Source organism: Acidithiobacillus sp. (genome assembly GCF_027322205.1).
GTDB lineage: Bacteria > Pseudomonadota > Gammaproteobacteria > Acidithiobacillales > Acidithiobacillaceae > Acidithiobacillus.
The window spans coordinates 1-16,782 of sequence record NZ_DAHVHY010000047.1; the positions used below are offsets into that span (position 1 = coordinate 1).

The 16,782-nt window shown below is 53.8% G+C and carries 15 protein-coding genes and 2 pseudogenes; 11 read left to right on the plus strand and 6 right to left on the minus strand.

Annotation, left to right across the window (positions count from 1 at the left end):
• A partial coding sequence (locus M7F93_RS08185) for a UbiA family prenyltransferase (RefSeq protein ID WP_298171756.1) occupies positions 1-371 on the plus strand: 371 nt, incomplete at its 5' end.
• Positions 372-399: 28 nt separating this feature from the next.
• Entirely contained in the window at positions 400-1,587 is a 1,188-nt protein-coding gene (locus M7F93_RS08190; RefSeq protein ID WP_366144737.1) for an MFS transporter, read from the plus strand.
• Between the two features lie 20 nt (positions 1,588-1,607).
• Here M7F93_RS08190 and M7F93_RS08195 read toward each other — a convergent pair whose 3' ends face one another.
• The 4 genes from M7F93_RS08195 to carA are packed head-to-tail and all read right to left on the minus strand — an operon-like array spanning position 1,608 to position 7,297.
• Positions 1,608-2,438, minus strand: a complete 831-nt coding sequence (locus tag M7F93_RS08195) for an undecaprenyl-diphosphate phosphatase (protein WP_298171761.1) — start codon at positions 2,436-2,438, stop codon at positions 1,608-1,610.
• 11 nt (positions 2,439-2,449) lie between these two features.
• A complete protein-coding gene (greA, locus tag M7F93_RS08200) occupies positions 2,450-2,926 on the minus strand; it encodes a transcription elongation factor GreA (protein WP_298171764.1) in 477 nt (158 codons plus the stop codon).
• Between the two features lie 2 nt (positions 2,927-2,928).
• On the minus strand, positions 2,929-6,162 hold the full coding sequence (gene carB / locus M7F93_RS08205; RefSeq protein WP_298171767.1) for a carbamoyl-phosphate synthase large subunit: 3,234 nt from the start codon (positions 6,160-6,162) through the stop codon (positions 2,929-2,931).
• Positions 6,155-7,297, minus strand: coding sequence for a glutamine-hydrolyzing carbamoyl-phosphate synthase small subunit (carA, locus tag M7F93_RS08210; protein WP_298171770.1), 1,143 nt, complete (start codon positions 7,295-7,297; stop codon positions 6,155-6,157). The genes carB and carA overlap by 8 nt, the downstream gene beginning before the upstream one ends.
• A 235-nt stretch (positions 7,298-7,532) precedes the next feature.
• Here carA and M7F93_RS08215 point away from each other — a divergent pair, with 235 nt between their 5' ends.
• From M7F93_RS08215 to M7F93_RS12045, 3 genes and pseudogenes are all read left to right on the plus strand, one after another.
• On the plus strand, positions 7,533-8,225 hold the full coding sequence (locus tag M7F93_RS08215; protein WP_298171773.1) for a hypothetical protein: 693 nt from the start codon (positions 7,533-7,535) through the stop codon (positions 8,223-8,225).
• Between the two features lie 681 nt (positions 8,226-8,906).
• A pseudogene (locus M7F93_RS12040) lies at positions 8,907-9,386 on the plus strand (methyl-accepting chemotaxis protein); the annotation flags it as partial.
• Complete coding sequence (locus M7F93_RS12045) at positions 9,381-9,737, plus strand: CZB domain-containing protein (protein ID WP_463670966.1); 357 nt, start codon at positions 9,381-9,383, stop codon at positions 9,735-9,737. The pseudogene M7F93_RS12040 and the gene M7F93_RS12045, both read left to right, overlap by 6 nt.
• 76 nt (positions 9,738-9,813) lie before the next feature.
• Here the strand turns inward: M7F93_RS12045 and M7F93_RS08225 are convergent, their stop codons facing one another.
• The gene (locus M7F93_RS08225; RefSeq protein WP_298171776.1) at positions 9,814-10,032 is read right to left on the minus strand and encodes a hypothetical protein; all 219 of its coding nucleotides are present in this window, start codon (positions 10,030-10,032) and stop codon (positions 9,814-9,816) included.
• A 189-nt stretch (positions 10,033-10,221) separates the two neighbouring features.
• The gene (locus M7F93_RS08230; protein WP_298171779.1) at positions 10,222-10,392 is read right to left on the minus strand and encodes a hypothetical protein; all 171 of its coding nucleotides are present in this window, start codon (positions 10,390-10,392) and stop codon (positions 10,222-10,224) included.
• Between the two features lie 1,149 nt (positions 10,393-11,541).
• On the opposite strand from M7F93_RS08230, the gene M7F93_RS08235 reads away from it, so the two are divergent.
• From M7F93_RS08235 to M7F93_RS08260, 6 genes and pseudogenes are all read left to right on the plus strand, one after another.
• Complete coding sequence (locus tag M7F93_RS08235; protein WP_298171782.1) at positions 11,542-12,222, plus strand: MBL fold metallo-hydrolase; 681 nt, start codon at positions 11,542-11,544, stop codon at positions 12,220-12,222.
• Positions 12,223-12,276: 54 nt separating this feature from the next.
• Positions 12,277-13,248, plus strand: a complete 972-nt coding sequence (locus M7F93_RS08240) for a cytochrome ubiquinol oxidase subunit II family protein (RefSeq protein WP_298171785.1) — start codon at positions 12,277-12,279, stop codon at positions 13,246-13,248.
• Position 13,249: 1 nt separating this feature from the next.
• Positions 13,250-15,388: a cbb3-type cytochrome c oxidase subunit I gene (locus tag M7F93_RS08245; RefSeq protein WP_298171788.1), complete on the plus strand. Its 2,139-nt coding sequence runs from the start codon at positions 13,250-13,252 to the stop codon at positions 15,386-15,388.
• A gap of 72 nt (positions 15,389-15,460) precedes the next feature.
• Positions 15,461-16,099 (plus strand): cytochrome c oxidase subunit 3, encoded by a 639-nt coding sequence (locus M7F93_RS08250; protein ID WP_298171791.1) that lies wholly within the window; start codon positions 15,461-15,463, stop codon positions 16,097-16,099.
• Positions 16,096-16,491, plus strand: a complete 396-nt coding sequence (locus M7F93_RS08255) for a cytochrome O ubiquinol oxidase (protein WP_298171794.1) — start codon at positions 16,096-16,098, stop codon at positions 16,489-16,491. Before M7F93_RS08250 ends, M7F93_RS08255 begins: the two co-directional genes overlap by 4 nt.
• Positions 16,492-16,576: 85 nt before the next feature.
• Positions 16,577-16,782, plus strand: a pseudogene (locus M7F93_RS08260) (cytochrome C oxidase assembly protein); the annotation flags it as partial.

Below are 16,782 nucleotides of genomic sequence, written 5' to 3' on the forward strand. Positions count from 1 at the left end.
TCTGGACCCCCGCGCACTTCTGGCCACTGGCCATTTGCTGTCGGCAAGACTATGCCAAAGCCTGTATTCCCATGCTGCCGGTCACCCACGGAGTGGATCGGACCCGCAAGGAGGTTTTGCGCTATGCGTTCCTCACCTGGATGGTCAGCATGGTGCCGGCCTTGCTCACGGGCGACTGGGTGTATGGCGCGGTAGCATGGGTTTCTGGCGCCTGGTTTGTCAGAATGGCGGTACGGCTCCACGGATTAGCGGAAGGTGAGGCAATGGATCGCTATGCGCGGCGGATGTTTTTTTATTCTATTTCCTACCTCTTTCTGCTTTTTACCGCCCTGATTTTGGGTAAACTGGTGATAGAGTATGGCCTCTTTTGAGACTTCTCCCCGTGGCAAAGGCCTGTCCATGAGTCCCCTCGAAAAGCGGGCAGTCGCTGGTTTGAGTTTTATCTATGTTGCGCGCATGCTTGGTTTGTTTATGCTCATGCCGGTACTGGCCCTGGATAATGACCAGCTCCGCTACAGTACGCCGCTGCTGCTGGGTGTTGCCATCGGTATCTACGGACTGGCCCAGGCTGTTCTGCAGTTTCCTTTCGGCGTTGCCTCGGACCGTTTCGGGCGGAAAAAGGTACTGGTTTTCGGGATTCTGATTTTTGTTCTGGGATCGCTCTTAGGGGCGGTGACCCACAACATCTGGGGCATTATTCTTGCCCGTCTGCTGCAAGGCGCCGGAGCCGTGTCATCGGTACTCCTCGCCACCGCTGGTGACCTCACCAGTGAACAGCATCGCACCAAAGCCATGGCCGCCATCGGCGGCAGTATCGCCATTGCCTACGTGCTGGGTATGGCATTAGGCCCGGTGTTTTATGGTCTTTCCGGTCTGACGGGCGTTTTTCTGGTCGCGGCTGCCCTGGGTATACTCGCGCTGTTTCCTCTGTGGAAGATCATTCCCCCCATCCCCCGCAATCTCCAGCACCGGATGGGTAGCTGGCGCGATGCCCTGAAGATTTTCAGGCATCCCCCGGTACTGACTGCGAGTGTCGGCATTTTCATTCTGCAGATGGTGCTGGGGGCCAGTTTCGTTGTACTTTCCCCGGAGCTGGTCAACGCCATGCACATTCCTAACGCTGCCATTTGGGAAGTCTACCTGCCGGTGATGTTGCTCTCGGTGGCCGCCATGCTCTACCCGGTGATTTACGCTGAAAAGTACAAGCAGCATGGCCGGATGCTGATTTTCAGTGGTTTTGCCATTGCGGCGGGATCCCTGATCATGGGACTGCTGGCTGGGCGGTTCTGGCCGGTGGCCATAGGGGCGGTGATTTTCTTCAGTGGGTACAACATCGCATCGGCTATTCTACCGTCCATGATGAGCCGCAGCACCAAGCCGGAACAGCGCGGTGCGGCCAGTGGCGTCTACTCGCTGATGCAGTTCATGGGGATTTTTGTGGGTGGTGTAGTGGGTGGCTGGGGCTTGGGGATCGCCGGAGAAAAAGGCGTGTTCTATATCCTCGCCGCCGTCGGCCTCCTGCTTGCCCTGCAAAGCTGGAATGGAAAACGGGTGGCTCTACTCTTGGAGCCGGATGCCCGGAGGTAGTTAAGAATTCACTATATTTCTTAGCCGCCAATAATAAGCGCTAGCGCGCCAAAGGCAATGCAATAGATACCAAAGGGCCGTAGCGCTTTGATTTCATGCTTATGAAAATAGTGCATCAGAAACCAGACGGAAGCCCAGGCACAGATTCCCGATAAAAGACCTGCAAGAAAAATGGTACCGAGTAATTCGGACGGCATATTTGCGTGGAAGAGCTTGGGCACTTCCAGCATGCCGGCCGCTGCAATAATCGGGGTGGCGAGCAGAAAGGAAAATTTCGCGGAATTTTCATAGTCCAACCCTACACCGATACCAGCTACCAGCGTTGCGCCAGAACGCGAAAATCCGGGAATCAATGCGAGGGATTGGGCGAATCCTATGCCAATAGCGCGCGGCCAGCTCAGGTTGTCCAGTGAATGGCTGGGTTGCCGCGCGCGCAAGCGATCTCCCCAGATGAGCATGATGCCGTTAATCATCAGTGCCACCGCAGCAAAGGTGAAACCGCCGAACAGGTCTTTGATTTTATGGGCGAGGGCAAGGCCCAGTAAACCGGCAGGAATGGATGCGATGAAGAGGATCCATAGCAGCCGTGATTGGGGATTGCTGGGACGTCCACGCGCACGAATGAAACCACCCAGCAGCGCTGCCCAGTCGCGCCAGAAGAACAAGAGTAACGCCGCGGCTGTGGCGAGGTGGAGCACGACCACAAAGGGTAAAAACCACTCCGCGTCGCGGTTGATGGGCCAATGCAGAAGCGCGGGTACCAGGATAATGTGCCCAAGACTGGAGATGGGAAATAATTCCGTAACGCCTTGCAGCATGGCCAGGAATAGTAGGTAGATATGGTGTGCCAAGCTCTTTCCTTCTATATGTAGCGCACGGCGAGAATGGTGTACTCCCGCGTTCCACCAGGAGCGCGTACTTCAACCAGATCGCCTTCGTGCTTACCGATAAGCGCACGCGCAATGGGGGAGCTAATGGATATCTTATTTTCCTTGAGGTCCGCCTCGGCATCACCGACGATCTGGTAAGTCACCTCGTTACCCTCTGCATCTTCCAACTCCACGGTAGCCGCAAAAACAATTCTACCACCCGTATTCAAGGTCTTGGGATCAATGACCTGGGCGCGGGACAGATGATCTTCCACCTCGCGAATGCGTCCCTCAATAAAGGCCTGCTGTTCTTTTGCCGCGTCGTATTCGGCATTTTCCGAGAGATCACCCTTGGCACGGGCCTCGGCGATCGCTTCAATGACGGTGGGCCGGTCCACGGATTTGAGGCGATGTAATTCATCGCGCAGGCGCTGGGCACCAATAACAGTCATGGGAATTTTGTCGCTCATATCTACCTCGTGCTGGTGTTTGTCTGGTTCAGATCCTGCAGCCGGAGGACGCTGCGTTCCTCCGACATCAGGGCGTGAATGGCAGCAGCGCCCGCGATAGCGCCCGCCAGGGTGGTATAGTAGGTCAAGCCCATCTGCAGCGCCGCACGGCGGATGCTGAAAGAATCCCGCACGGACTGGCGTTCGTCCACGGTGTTGATGATGATTTGCACCTTGCCGTTTTTGATCGCATCGACGATGTGGGGACGGCCTTCAGTCACCTTGTTGACTGCAGTGACTTCCAGACCTTCCCCGTGCAGAAAAGCGGCAGTACCCTTGGTGGCGATCAGCTTAAAGCCGAGTTCGGACAGCGTCCGTGCCGCTGGGATAAGGCCCTTCTTATCTGCATCGCGGACGCTGAGAAAGACGGTGCCGGAGCGCGGGAAGTGTTCACCGGCACCGATCTGTGCCTTGAGGAACGCCTCCCCGAAACTGGCACCAATGCCCATCACCTCGCCGGTAGATTTCATCTCTGGCCCCAGCAGCACATCCACGCCGGGGAATTTGATGAAGGGGAAAACCGCTTCCTTAACGCTGAAATGGGGCGGATTGGGAATTTGCGGAATGCCCTGTGCCGCTAGTGACTTCCCGGTCATGCAGCGGGAGGCAATTTTGGCCAGAGGCCAGCCGGTGGCCTTGGAGACGAAAGGCACCGTCCGTGAGGCGCGCGGGTTCACCTCCAGCACATAGATGCGCTCTTCCTGGACGGCGAACTGACAGTTCATCAGGCCTACAACACCGAGTGCTAAGGCCAGTTCCACGGTCTGCCGCCGGATTTCGTCCTGAATGGCTGGGGACAGGGAGTAGGGTGGCAGACAACAGGCGGAGTCGCCACTGTGAACGCCGGCCTGCTCAATGTGCTCCATGATCCCCGCCACGATCACTTGTTGCTCGCTATCGGCGACGGCATCAACGTCCACCTCCAGGGCGTCATTCAGGAAACGATCCAGGAGAACGGGCTGGTCATTGGAGATACGCACAGCCTCCACCATATAACGTTCGAGGTCATCTTCGCCGTAGACGATGCGCATCGCGCGACCGCCCAGCACATAAGAAGGACGCACTACCAGCGGATAGCCCAATGCGCGCGCTTTGCTCAAGGCTTCCGGGGCACTCCGCGCAATGGCGTTTTCCGGCTGCCGCAGGTTAAGGCGCTGCAAAAGTTGCTGGAAGCGCTCGCGGTCTTCAGCCAGGTCGATGGAATCCGGAGTGGTGCCGACGATGGGTACACCGGCGGCTTCCAGATCGTTGGCGAGCTTCAGCGGCGTTTGACCACCGAACTGGACGATCACGCCCTGGGGTTTTTCGACCGCGACGATTTCGAGGACATCTTCCAGCGTGAGCGGCTCGAAATACAGGCGATCGGAGGTGTCGTAGTCGGTGGACACTGTCTCCGGGTTACAGTTGACCATGATGGTCTCAAAACCGTCTTCGCGCAGGGCCATGGCCGCATGCACGCAGCAATAGTCAAACTCGATGCCCTGCCCGATCCGGTTGGGACCGCCGCCGAGAATCATGATCTTGGGCTTGTCACTGGGCTCCGCCTCGCATTCCACCTCATAGGTGGAGTAAAGATAAGGCGTCGGTGAGCGGAACTCGGCAGCGCAGGTATCCACCCGCTTATAGACCGGGCGAATGCCCAGCTTCTGGCGGTGCTCGCGCAATAGTTGTTCGCGGCAACCCAACAGGCGGGCCAGGCGCCGGTCCGAAAAGCCCATGCCTTTGAGCGTGCGGAGCCTGGTGCCATCGAGACTCGCCAGAGCGAGACCGCGCAAACTCTCCTCCGTTTGGACGATCTCGAAAATCTGCTCCAGGAACCAGGGGTCAATGTGGGTGGTGCGCTGCAGGCCGCCCTGATCCCAGCCGCGCCGTATGGCGTCCGCCAGATACCAGAGGCGATCGGCACCAGGAACCCGTAACTCCTGCTCCAGCTTTTGCAGGGTGTCCGGATCGTTGCCGATGAGTTTCTCATCAAGACCGTCCACGCCCGTCTCCAGACCGCGCAGCGCCTTTTGCAGCGACTCCTGGAAGCTGCGGCCAATGGCCATCACCTCACCAACCGACTTCATCTGAGTGGTCAGATGGGCATCGGCCTCCGGAAATTTCTCGAAGGCGAAGCGGGGAATTTTGGTGACCACGTAATCGATGGTCGGCTCGAAGCTCGCTGGTGTCGCCTGGGTGATGTCATTACGCAGTTCATCCAGGGTGTAGCCCAGCGCCAGCTTGGCGGCAATTTTGGCAATGGGAAACCCGGTGGCCTTGGAGGCCAGCGCCGAGGAGCGCGATACCCGCGGGTTCATCTCAATGACGATCAGCCGCCCATCTTCGGGGTTGACAGCAAACTGCACATTGGAACCACCAGTATCTACCCCGATGCGGCGCAACACCGCAATGGAGGCATCACGCATGCGCTGGTATTCGCGGTCGGTAAGGGTCTGGGCGGGGGCCACGGTGATGGAGTCCCCGGTGTGAATACCCATGGGATCAAGATTCTCGATAGAACAGACAATGATGCAGTTATCCGCCCGGTCGCGGACTACTTCCATCTCGAACTCTTTCCAGCCGATGATGGACTCTTCGATGAGAATTTCGTGGGTGGGGCTGGCCTCCAGGCCGCGTGCGGCGATGTCCTCAAACTCCTCGCGGTTATAGGCAATGCCGCCGCCGGTGCCGCCCAGTGTGAAGGAGGGCCGGATGATAACCGGGAAGCCGATGTCTTCCGCGATCTGGCGTGCGCCTTCCATGTCATGACCGAAGGCGGAGCGTGCTACTTCCAGGCCGATCTCTTCCATAGCCTTTTTGAACAGGCCACGATCTTCGGCTTCACGGATGGCCTCCACGGATGCACCGATCAGTTTGACACCATACTGCTCCAGTATTCCCTCCCGGTGCAGGTCCAGGGCACAGTTCAGCGCGGTCTGACCACCCATGGTGGGGAGGATGGCGTCTGGGCGTTCCATGGCGATGATACGTGCGACTGTTTGCCACTCGACGGGTTCGATGTAGGTGGCGTCCGCCGTCTGCGCATCGGTCATGATGGTAGCGGGGTTGGAGTTGACCAGAATGACGCGGCAACCCTCTTCCCGCAGCGCCTTGCAGGCCTGGACGCCGGAGTAATCGAATTCGCAGGCCTGGCCGATAATGATGGGGCCAGCGCCGATGAGGAGGACGCTTTTGATATCCTGGTACTTAGGCATGGTGACGGCCTCCGTGCTGGTTCATGGCGCGAACAAAGTCGTCAAAAATCACACTGGCATCATGGGGGCCGGGTCCGGCCTCAGGGTGTCCCTGAAAGGAAAAGACGGGCAGGTCTCGATGTGTCATACCCTGCAAACTACCGTCAAATAGAGAGGTGTGCGTCGCAATCAGGCAATCCGGCAGGGTATCCGCATCCACCGCAAAGCCATGATTCTGGCTGGTGATCAGCACCTGACCGCTGCGCAGGACTTTGACCGGATGGTTGGCTCCGTGGTGTCCGAACTTCATCTTGATGGTTTTGGCGCCCAGGGCCAGCCCCAGCAGCTGATGCCCCAGGCAGAGTCCGAAGGTGGGAATGCCTGCAGCGATGATCTGACGCATGGCCTCTCCGGCATAGTCGAGGGCCGCAGGATCGCCGGGGCCGTTGGAGAAGAGCACCCCATCCGGGAGCAGGGCCATCACCTCAGCAGCCGCAGTGCGGGCTGGCACGACCGTGACCCGGCAGGCACGATCAGCCAGCAGTCGCAGAATGTTCTGTTTGGTGCCAAAGTCGTAAACTACCACATGGCGCTGCGTCCGGGTGATGGGTTGTGTGTGATAGCCCTGATCGGGAGCGCCGCTGGCGAGATTCCAGGCGTATGTCTCCCGGCAGCCCACATCCTGCACCAGATCACGACCGAGGAGGCCGGGGAAGGCACGCGCCGCGGCCAGGGCGTCGTCATCGCTGCAGGCGTCTCCGACGAGGACGGCGGCATTCTGGGCGCCGCTATCCCGCAGTCTGCGGGTCAGGGCGCGGGTATCTATTTCGGCGATGCCCGGAATCTGATGGGTTTTTAAAAAGTCGGACAAGCCTTGCGTGCTGCGCCAACTGCTGGGCGTGCGCGGCCGGTTGCGTACGACCAGGGCAGAACAGAATATCCGGGCACCTTCCATATCCTCCGGATTGACGCCCGTATTGCCAATATGTGGATAGGTGAGCGTGACAATCTGCCCTCGGTAAGAAGGATCAGAAAGAATCTCCTGGTAACCACTCATGGCGGTGTTGAAACAGATTTCACCCACTGCCAATCCGGTGGCACCAAAGCCTTTACCGCGATAGATGCTGCCGTCTGCTAATGCCAGGACCGCCTGCACGCCCCACCTCGCCAACAAGAGGATGCAAAAAAAGGGAGGGGGTCCCCTCCCACGTAGATATCGTCTATTCTAGGGACCCGGAGGGAAGTGGTCAACGCACTATTTTGTTAAGCTGCACGATGTAGTGGTCATCTCATGCGGGCGTTTTAGGGACGTTGGGAGAAATAAACCCTTGAGTGGTTATGTTCTAATGATAGGCCTGAACATTGTTTATGACTTGAGGAAGGAGTGCTTTATGGGTTGGATGCAATGGTCTGTGCTTGCTGCGGGTAGTGTGTTGGTGTTGACAGCATGTGCAACAACTACGACTAACGGCATGGCGCCACAGCCGCAAGGTGCTGTCAGTAACTACCCGGCACTTGCCGCTGCCCCGATGTCATCTGTTTCCACTGCCCCATCGCCGTTGGTGCGCAGAGCACCTGCGGTGCTGCCGCAAGTGGCGCCTTCAGTGGTGCCACCGCCGATTACTTATTACTCGTCCACTGCCTTACCATTGGCTCCTCCTGCCGCTACGCCATCTATTCCCTCCACGTCGACCGTTCCAGCGGTACCCCCCTCCGTGGCGCCGACGCTGAACGGCGCCAAGACGTCCTTTTCTGGTGAATGGCAGGCGGATATGACCAAGGCGCGTCAGGACAGCGCCCGCTGTGCGGCGATGTCGTCTGCTGCGCAGACGGCGTGCTGGCAGGGCGTCTCCACCTGGGCGCAGAAACGAGCGGCACGTTATCAATCTCTGAGCACTCAGGCAACGGGTGCTCAGGCTCAGCAGATGCAATCTGCCGCAAAATTTTTTGGGGTGACCAGCGAATGGGCTAGCGCTTGTGGCGCCCTGACTCCACAGCAATGCGCAGAATCGCCACTGATCGGCAAGATGCAGCAATGGAAGGCGTCTGTAGGGATTCCCGGAACGACGACACCCACATCCTAGAATAATTGATTCAGACCGTCGAGAAGCTACAGGCTGGCATTGCTGAACAGGGCACGTGGTTACTGGTTACCAATGGCTGTATCGAAATCAGCACCGGATGCTGTCCAACGAAGCCAAATATGCGCTGAGGGCGAGGATAAACAATGGATCGTTTCCTTCTCTGCTCAGGAGATCCCATAGCAGATCTTCTTGTATGAATAGATAATTGTGTGAATCATTAATGAGTTGCAGGTTATCACCCCTTGCAGGAGAAGAAACATGGATCGCGAACAATTGTTAACCGCTGCCAAAGCCCTGCTGGAACCCCTCTCCAGCCTGGAAATGCTGTGTGAAGCCGATGAACAGATGGAAAATGACATCTTTTATATGAACTGCACGGCACTGGATAGCATGAATTTTCATCATGGCCGCCTTAATCCTCTGCTGCGCGGAGCGGATGTGCGAAGCGCTATGGGGCATTCCATTCACCAGTTTCACAAAGATCCAGAACGGATTCGGAAGATTTTCCGTTCATTGGCAGCGGGTACTGAGAGCGAGCATGATACGGAACTCACCCTTGGTGATGTGACCTTTGCCCTGAATATCACGCCGGTACGCAATGAAGAAGGCAATGTACTGGCTTATCATGCGTCCTGGCGAGATATCAGCGATGCGAAACTCGCCGAACAGGTTATCAGCCGCATGAGCGAGACCGCGGCCGAGCATGCCGCTGCACTGACCAGTACAGCCGCAGAAACCATCGGGGCCATGAAAGAGGTGGGTGGTACGCTCAATGGATTGACTCAGTCCATTGCCGAGAATCGAAACGCGTCCCAGGGGCTTATCGCGGAGGTCAGTGCTATCGGTCGTATCGCTCAAACGATCCGGGAGATCGCGTATCAGACCAACCTTCTCGCCCTTAATGCGGCTATTGAGGCTGCCCGGGCGGGTGAACATGGCCGCGGCTTCGCGGTAGTGGCCGATGAAGTGCGTAATCTTTCCAAGCGGGTCCAGGAGGCGACAGAGGAGGTGCAGGGTAATATTATCACCATTGACGTATCGGCAAAAACTATTGAATTATCCAGTCAGTCTGCAGAGCAAAAAGCACGTGGTGCCGAATCGGTCACTGTATTGCTCGGTAGCCGGGTCGAATCCCTTAATACCCTTGCTGCGCTTATGACCATCGACGCCGCTAAAAATGATCATCAACTATTTGTGCGGAATGTGCTGGCTGCGGTAAGCGCACACGATGCCGCGTCAGTCAACCGGGAGGTTCCCGATTGTCATCAGCGCAAGTTCGGCCGCTGGTATGACGGCATTGGCCGGGAGTTCTTTGGCCAGATACCCGCCTTCCGTGAACTGGAAGGAATACATGCGCAGGTACATCAAGTGGCCAAGTCCATTTATTCATCTTTGCAGACGGGCAATCGGGAGGAGGCCATCTTGCAAGGTTCTGAACTTTCTCATTTGGAACAGGAGATTCTGGGTAAACTGGATACCCTGAATGTAACCATCAATGCACTGCACAAATAGAAGAAGTGCCGATCATGAGCGATGTCCTGCACGAAGTGGACGAACGTTTTCAGCTCGCAGATACCTCCAGCAGGAACTACAGTGGCAGCTGGAAAGCCTGGATGCCTTTCAGGCGCAGATGGATGAAACCGAGCAGAAACTGGCGGTCGTGTGCCAGATGGATCAACCCTGGGTTGATACCATCCGTACCATTCTGGAGGTCGTACTTGGTATCCCAGGCATAAGTGGTCGCGCATTCCTGAGGCATGACGCTCAGGAGCATTTCGTGGCGGAGTTTTTTGCTGGGAGTTACCACCAGTTCTGGGGTTTGCTTCAGTCAGGTGGTCGGGGCGTGGCACTTGCTGAGATGCAGTTCCGCTTCCAGCGCGCATGGGAAAGCGGAGATATATAAACCGTCTCTAATTTTGCCACGCAAGGTAATGCGCCACTTCGTTTGGCCGCAGCGGGGGCTCAGACGCCTAGTGCAGCGATTCTGCCGTTGCGATCAGGCGAGCAGGACACTACGGCCATACTCTGTCTGATCGGGAATTATCCGTTCACTTTTAATGCGCCGTCTTTTCAACGTTTCCTGGCCGATGCCGCTCTCCAGATCAAAGGTGCCCTGCGTCGCCAACAACGCCCTACGGTTAAAAAAGAAGGCATTAGCTTTGATCAATGTCGTTTGTATCGTCGGCTACTGGTCTCTGGTGGGCTCGTTATGGTGTATCAGCCAATCATCGATCTGCTTTCTGGGGCTGTATAGTGAAAGTTGAGGTATTGGCACGCCTGCGGCTGCAAGGCGGTGCCCTTCTGGCTCCCGAACAGTTCCCCTGCCATGGTTTTGGCCAGCACGAACTGGCCGATCTGTTTCGTCTGGGGTTATGCCATAGTACGCCCCATGCTTGCTGAAGACCTGCCTTCCTGGGTCTATGGTTGGCATTGGGACATAGATCCGGTTATCCCAAAACGATATTGGGCACCTGGACCCAGTTTTGGCGATGGCAACGCCAGCAATCTATAACTGTCTTTTCCCCGAACCATATGGTTCGTTGTGGTATCGGTCGTTTTGTACTGGACTGAGTTTTGCAGAATGGCCTTTTGGATCATGCTCACCAAGCTATGCATCAGGCTCTACTTAGCGCTGATCCGGACGCCAGCAGGCAATCCATGCAGTACGTCGAGCAAATGCCCTTATCGCCCGTCTTGCCGAAATCAAGAAGGGGCATGAGCGGCTTGTGCCCTTTAATTTTCCCATGTGTACACATGAGGCCTGCAATCTTGGTGCATTAAAGAGACATAAAATCAGTGTAGTAAGAATAGGCAGACCCTTATGGGCACCATTTTGACAGATCCCGGGGATACTCTGCGCAACAATCCATATAATCGAACCGACGGCAGCACAATACGCCAAGCATGAGGTCGTGCGAGTGCCGATGCTTAAATAGTTCAGTAAAAAAATGGTCATCAACAACACTAACTATACTCCTTGTTGTAATGATGGAATATGATTTATTGGTGATGCTCAGCGTTACAGAGGGCAAAATTATACAAAGGTTATGTGGTTATGTTGTTGATAATTAGTTCCCATTAAATATTTGCACACATGCCAAAAATGACTGGTACATATTCAAGGCCATGCCAAAAATGACAGGATTCGAGTTTTGATAATGGATTTATAGGCTAATCAGAATGCCAAATAACTGCAATGAATCAAATCTGTATTGCCATATAATAAGAAATACAGATAATAACAATATTATAATTTAATTATGGAACGAGGCTTGCTTAAGCAAGTTAACAACAACACAAACAGGTGTGGTTATCTATGTTATTTAGGCAGTGCGCCGCCAAGAAAAGATCGCTTTCATATGTTCTGGGGGATCCCATCACCAGACAGGGTGTGATTATTGACCCCACGGCAGATATCGCTGCACAGGCACTGTCATTTTTGGCAGAGCGAAAAATTGCGTTGCAATATGTTCTGCTAACTCGCTTTCCTGACCCTGTTCTCGAAGATACGTTGGACAAACTTAGACCCTTTGGTCCGCGGGTGATTGCACACGAATCGACGGAATACCAAGGTGTCGACGTGCGTTTGCGGGATAATGACAGTGTACATTTCGGTGAGGAAACCATCCGGGTGCTTCACACCCCAGGGCAAATGCCCTGCGCGGTTACCTATTTGTGGGCCGATCGCTTGTTTACCGGTGAAACACTTCTCGCGACAGGGCCTGGTACCTGTGGGCAAGGGGGTAATATTGTCCAGCAATGGCGCAGCATTCGCGAGAAGTTGCTTGGATTTCCAGATGAGTACCTGGTTTTCCCTGGTCGTGAATCCCGCAGGCGCCGCGTAGCTTGTGTCGCGGAGTTCCGTTTGGCTTTCAGTAACAAATCTAGCGTCACTGCTTCGCCAGCCCACAAGTATAGTGCACAGACTCAATCTGATCATGCAGGCCAGTTGGATAAAACAAATAACAGTAGTAGCAGCGAGATGGTGGGAGCGTAGGGAGGCCGGTGGCGAAGGCCCGGATATATTACACAGTATGTATTGGAGGTTCAGGTGTTTATAAAGAATAAACGCTACAAAATGTGGGCACAAATGGTGCTACCACCAACATTGCTCACGTTGGGGGGCTGTTCGAACAACGGCCTATATCTGTTGAAGCCGGAAGGTTTGGTGTCGCGTACATTTTATCACTACTTCATTCTTGATGTCGTGATTATGTTATTGATTATTATCCCCACAACGTTACTAACTATATGGGCGATGTGGAGATATAGAAAGGGTGGTAAAGGAAGTTACGATCCAACGTGGAACCACTCAAATGCCATAGAGGCCATTGTATGGGGTATTCCTCTAGTGACAGTCGGTATCTTGTCTTATCTGTCAGTAAAGGCTATTTATGATGTCAACCCTTACAATCCAGGCGTCATCGCCAAAGTTCAGAAGGCTGATGGCGGAGATCCCGTGGAAGTCGATGTGGTCGCGACAGATTGGCGTTGGTTGTTTATTTATCCGCAACAACATATTGCCTCGGTAAATGAATTAGTGGTCCCGGTAGGGACTCCTGTCAAGTTCCGCCTGACGTCCACTTCTGTTGTGAATGATTTCCTTATTCCACAGCTGGTTGGCATGATAGATGTTATGCCAGGGATGCGTACCAAGCAGGCGTTGGTAGCCGATAAGGCTGGCACTTACATAGGTTATTCTGCCGATTACAGTGGCGCGGGACTGTCATGGATGCATTTCCAAACGAAGGCCGTAAGCGCGGCACAGTTTGCGCAATGGGTGAAGGGTGCACAGAAATCTACTCAACATCTTAGTTATGCTGGTTTTAATCGCTTTGCAAGGCCTTACATCGCTGTTGGTGGTGATCAGCAAATCTTCGGTAATGTGCAATCTGGTTTGTTTGATTATGTGATTGGCGAAGTCATGCGCGGTAAAGTATGGCCGACACCCATGGCTATGACCGAAAATATGGTCAATTACATGCAAAAACAACGCGCCGAACAAAAAGCGGGGGATTATTGACATGCTAGTACATTTACAAGGGCCGTGGACTCCTCTGCTGGGTCGCCTCACGCTTCAGCAGATACCTTTTCACGTTCCGATTCTTGTGGTGACTTTTATAGTAGTGGCCATCCTGGCTGCCGTGGTGCTGGGAGCAACGACGTATTTTGGTAAATGGGGATACCTTTGGCGCGAATGGCTGACAACGGTTGATCACAAAAAAATCGGTGTCATGTATATTTTGCTGGGGCTGGTCATGTTGCTGCGAGGATTCGTTGATGCCTTGATGATTCGCACTCAACAGGCAATGGCCGTGGGTCCCAGTTCGCCGGGTTATATGGGGGCGGTGCATGGATATCTCACGCCATTCCATCTGGGGCAGATTTTTACGGCACATGGATTGATCATGATAGTGTTCGCAGCGACCCCGTTGTTGGTAGGGCTTATGAACATCATCGTACCCTTGCAGATTGGTGCCAGGGATATGGCTTACCCCTACCTGAACGCCTTGGGATTGTGGCTTACTACAGCCGGTGCGGCATTGGTGATGGTGTCGTTGTTTGTCGGCAACTTTGCCCATGGTGGATGGTATGGCTTCGTACCCTATTTTGAGTTGTCATATAGTCCTGGTGTTGGCGTCGATTACTGGATGTGGTCTTTTCAGTTGGCAGCTATTGGTACCTCGTTAGGTAGCATCAATCTGATTGCTACTATCGTCAAGATGCGTGCCCCTGGCATGACATGGATGCGTATGCCCATGTTCACATGGGCGTCCCTCAGCACCAATCTTATCGCGCTGACCTCTTTTCCCGTATTGATGGTCACGTTGGCTTTACTCGGAATGGATCGTTATCTAGGTACCCATTTTTATACTGCTGGTATGGGTGGTAACCTCATGCTTTATAATGACCTGTTTTGGGTTTGGGGCCATCCGGAAGTGTATTTCCTGATTCTTCCGGCTTTCGGAATAATGTCGGAAATAATTCCCACATTCTCCGAGAAAACCTTGTTTGGATATGCGACTATGGTAATCGCCTCATTTGCCATCGGCGGGGTGGCTTGGGGAGTGTGGCTGCATCACTTCTTTACTATGGCTGCAGCACCTAGTGTCAATAGTTTTTATAGTGTAACAACCATGTTGGTAGGTATCCCTACCGGTGTCAAAGTATTCAACTGGATTTTTACCATGTATCGTGGGCGTGTTCGTTACGAGCTACCTATGTTATGGGCACTGCTTGCGTTATTCCTCCTGCTGGTTGGTGGCATGTCAGGTATGATGAACGCATTTGCCAGCAGTGATTATATGTGGCACAACAGTTTGTTTGTGGTCGCGCACTTCCATATGATGGTCTTGGTGATTGCGGCGAGTGTTTTTGGTGCCGTTGAGTATTGGTTTCCCAAGGTGTTTGGCTTTAAGCTCGAACAGAAATGGGGTAAATGGTTCTTCTGGTTTATGATCCTTGGAACCGGTTGGGTTTTTGTTCCCATGTTCCTCTTGGGTTTTGGCGGTATGACCCGTCGTCTGGACTATATTCACTATACGCAATGGTCACCGTACCTGCATATAATGCTGATTGGTATGGTATTTTATGTGATCGCCGTGGTGTTCTTCGTGGCGCATCTGTATATCAGCCTGCGGGATCGTGCCAAAAATCGTGCGGGTGCAGATGCCTGGGGTAGCGGGCGGAGCCTGGAGTGGGCGACACATTCTCCTGTCCCGGCATATAACTTTGCTATTACCCCACACGTAAACGCACGGGATGAGTGGGCATGGCGTAAGGAAAACGGGCTGACGGAACTGCATCCAGGTGATTATGAGAGTATTCATATGCCAAAGAATACAGGCGTTCCTCTATTCCTCGGTATTCTCTTCATGGGCCTGGCTTTTGCCCTCATCTGGCGGATCTGGTGGCTGGCGTTGTTGTGTGTCGCACTTATCGTGGTACTCATCATTCTTCGTTCCTTTGATCATGATACGGATATGACGATTCCTGCAGAAGATGTGGAGCAGGTAGAAAGTGATGCTCGCGATGAAACATCCACAGCTATACGGCCCGCCGGGGTACTGGGTGGCACGGCGATTGCTCACTCTACCCTTCAGTCTGGAACGGGTGGCATCAGCGGCAGCACAAGTCCTTCGTGGACCCCAATGGATCGTTAGCGGACTTATCCCGACTCTAGTAATCGGGTCGGGAAACTTGTTTTCGAGCATACCTGAAAAAGGAGTTATTCAATGAGTGCATCTGCAGCACAAAAAGTCGATCCGGCCCACGCCACACTCTGGGCGCGGCGTTATCCTGGTCATGACATGATTGGTACCAGGACCTTTGGATTCTGGCTCTACATGTTGACTGACGCCATGGTTTATGCGGCATTGTTCGCAACACTGGGTGTTTTGAGTCATGTGGTTAATCTGGCGGGGGGGCCATCGTCTTCTGCGTTCATTAACCCGGTCTACGCATATGGTGAAACCATTACTTTGTTTCTCAGTGTGTTGATTTATGGCTATTCTATGGTTGCACTAAAAAATGGAAACCGCGGTGGGGTGATTGGCAGCATGTTTGCTGCTATGCTGTTGGGTGTGGTGTATTTGGTAATAGCAGGTATAGATATTGGCAATATGTTTGCGCATGGCATAGTTCCACAGGTTAGTGGATTTTTGTCTATATTTTTTACGCTTATCATTTATCACGCGCTGCATATTCTCGTTGGTGTGGTATGGATGTTGGTCATGATGGTCCAAATCGCACGGGAAGGCTTTAGTGCTAATGTGGTTTATCGTCTGATTAATCTTCGATTGTTCTGGCATTTTCAGGCAGTTATTTGGACGTTTGTATTTACCTTTGTTTATTTGCAGGGGATGGTGGCATGACAGAACATACGCAAAATCCGTTAAATCATCCGGAAGTACAGCTGGCTAATGGCCGCGCATATCTGGCGAGTTTTATCATTTCCATGCTGCTGATGACGGCAGGTCTTTGGCTGGCTGTGACGCATATCACGACGCCTTTCGGTACGGTCCTGGTGACATCTCTTCTCGCTGGTGTGGTGGTAATTATTCAGGGCTACTTTATTTTGCATATGGATATATCCCATGCACAGATGTGGCATACCGTGGCGATGGTGCTTTTCCTGCCATTATTTGTTGTTACCATCGGATTGACTGCATGGATGTTCCATGGATTGTACCAACGTACCATGATCATGCCTCCGGCAGCGTCAAGTGTGATCAATATACCTCCCATGCCTTCCATGTCACATTAGTGGAATAGCGGGATATATGGCAATGGTTGAAAAATCGATCTCTTCAGTAACCGCTAAATCTCTCCCCCACGCGATAGAAGGGGAGATGACGTTATCAGTCCGGGTGGTTGGCTGGTTCATCACGGGGATGCTGCTAGTGGCGGTTGCGGTGGGGTTGTGGCAGGGCACCACCAGCCATCAGGGTTTGCTGAGAGATGTTGTCGAGGGTCTCAAGGCGAGTGAAGTAGGTTTTGCCCTGGTGCTGATCCTTTTGGGCAGCATCGTCGAAGGTTTTGGTTACGGTCTGTCCCT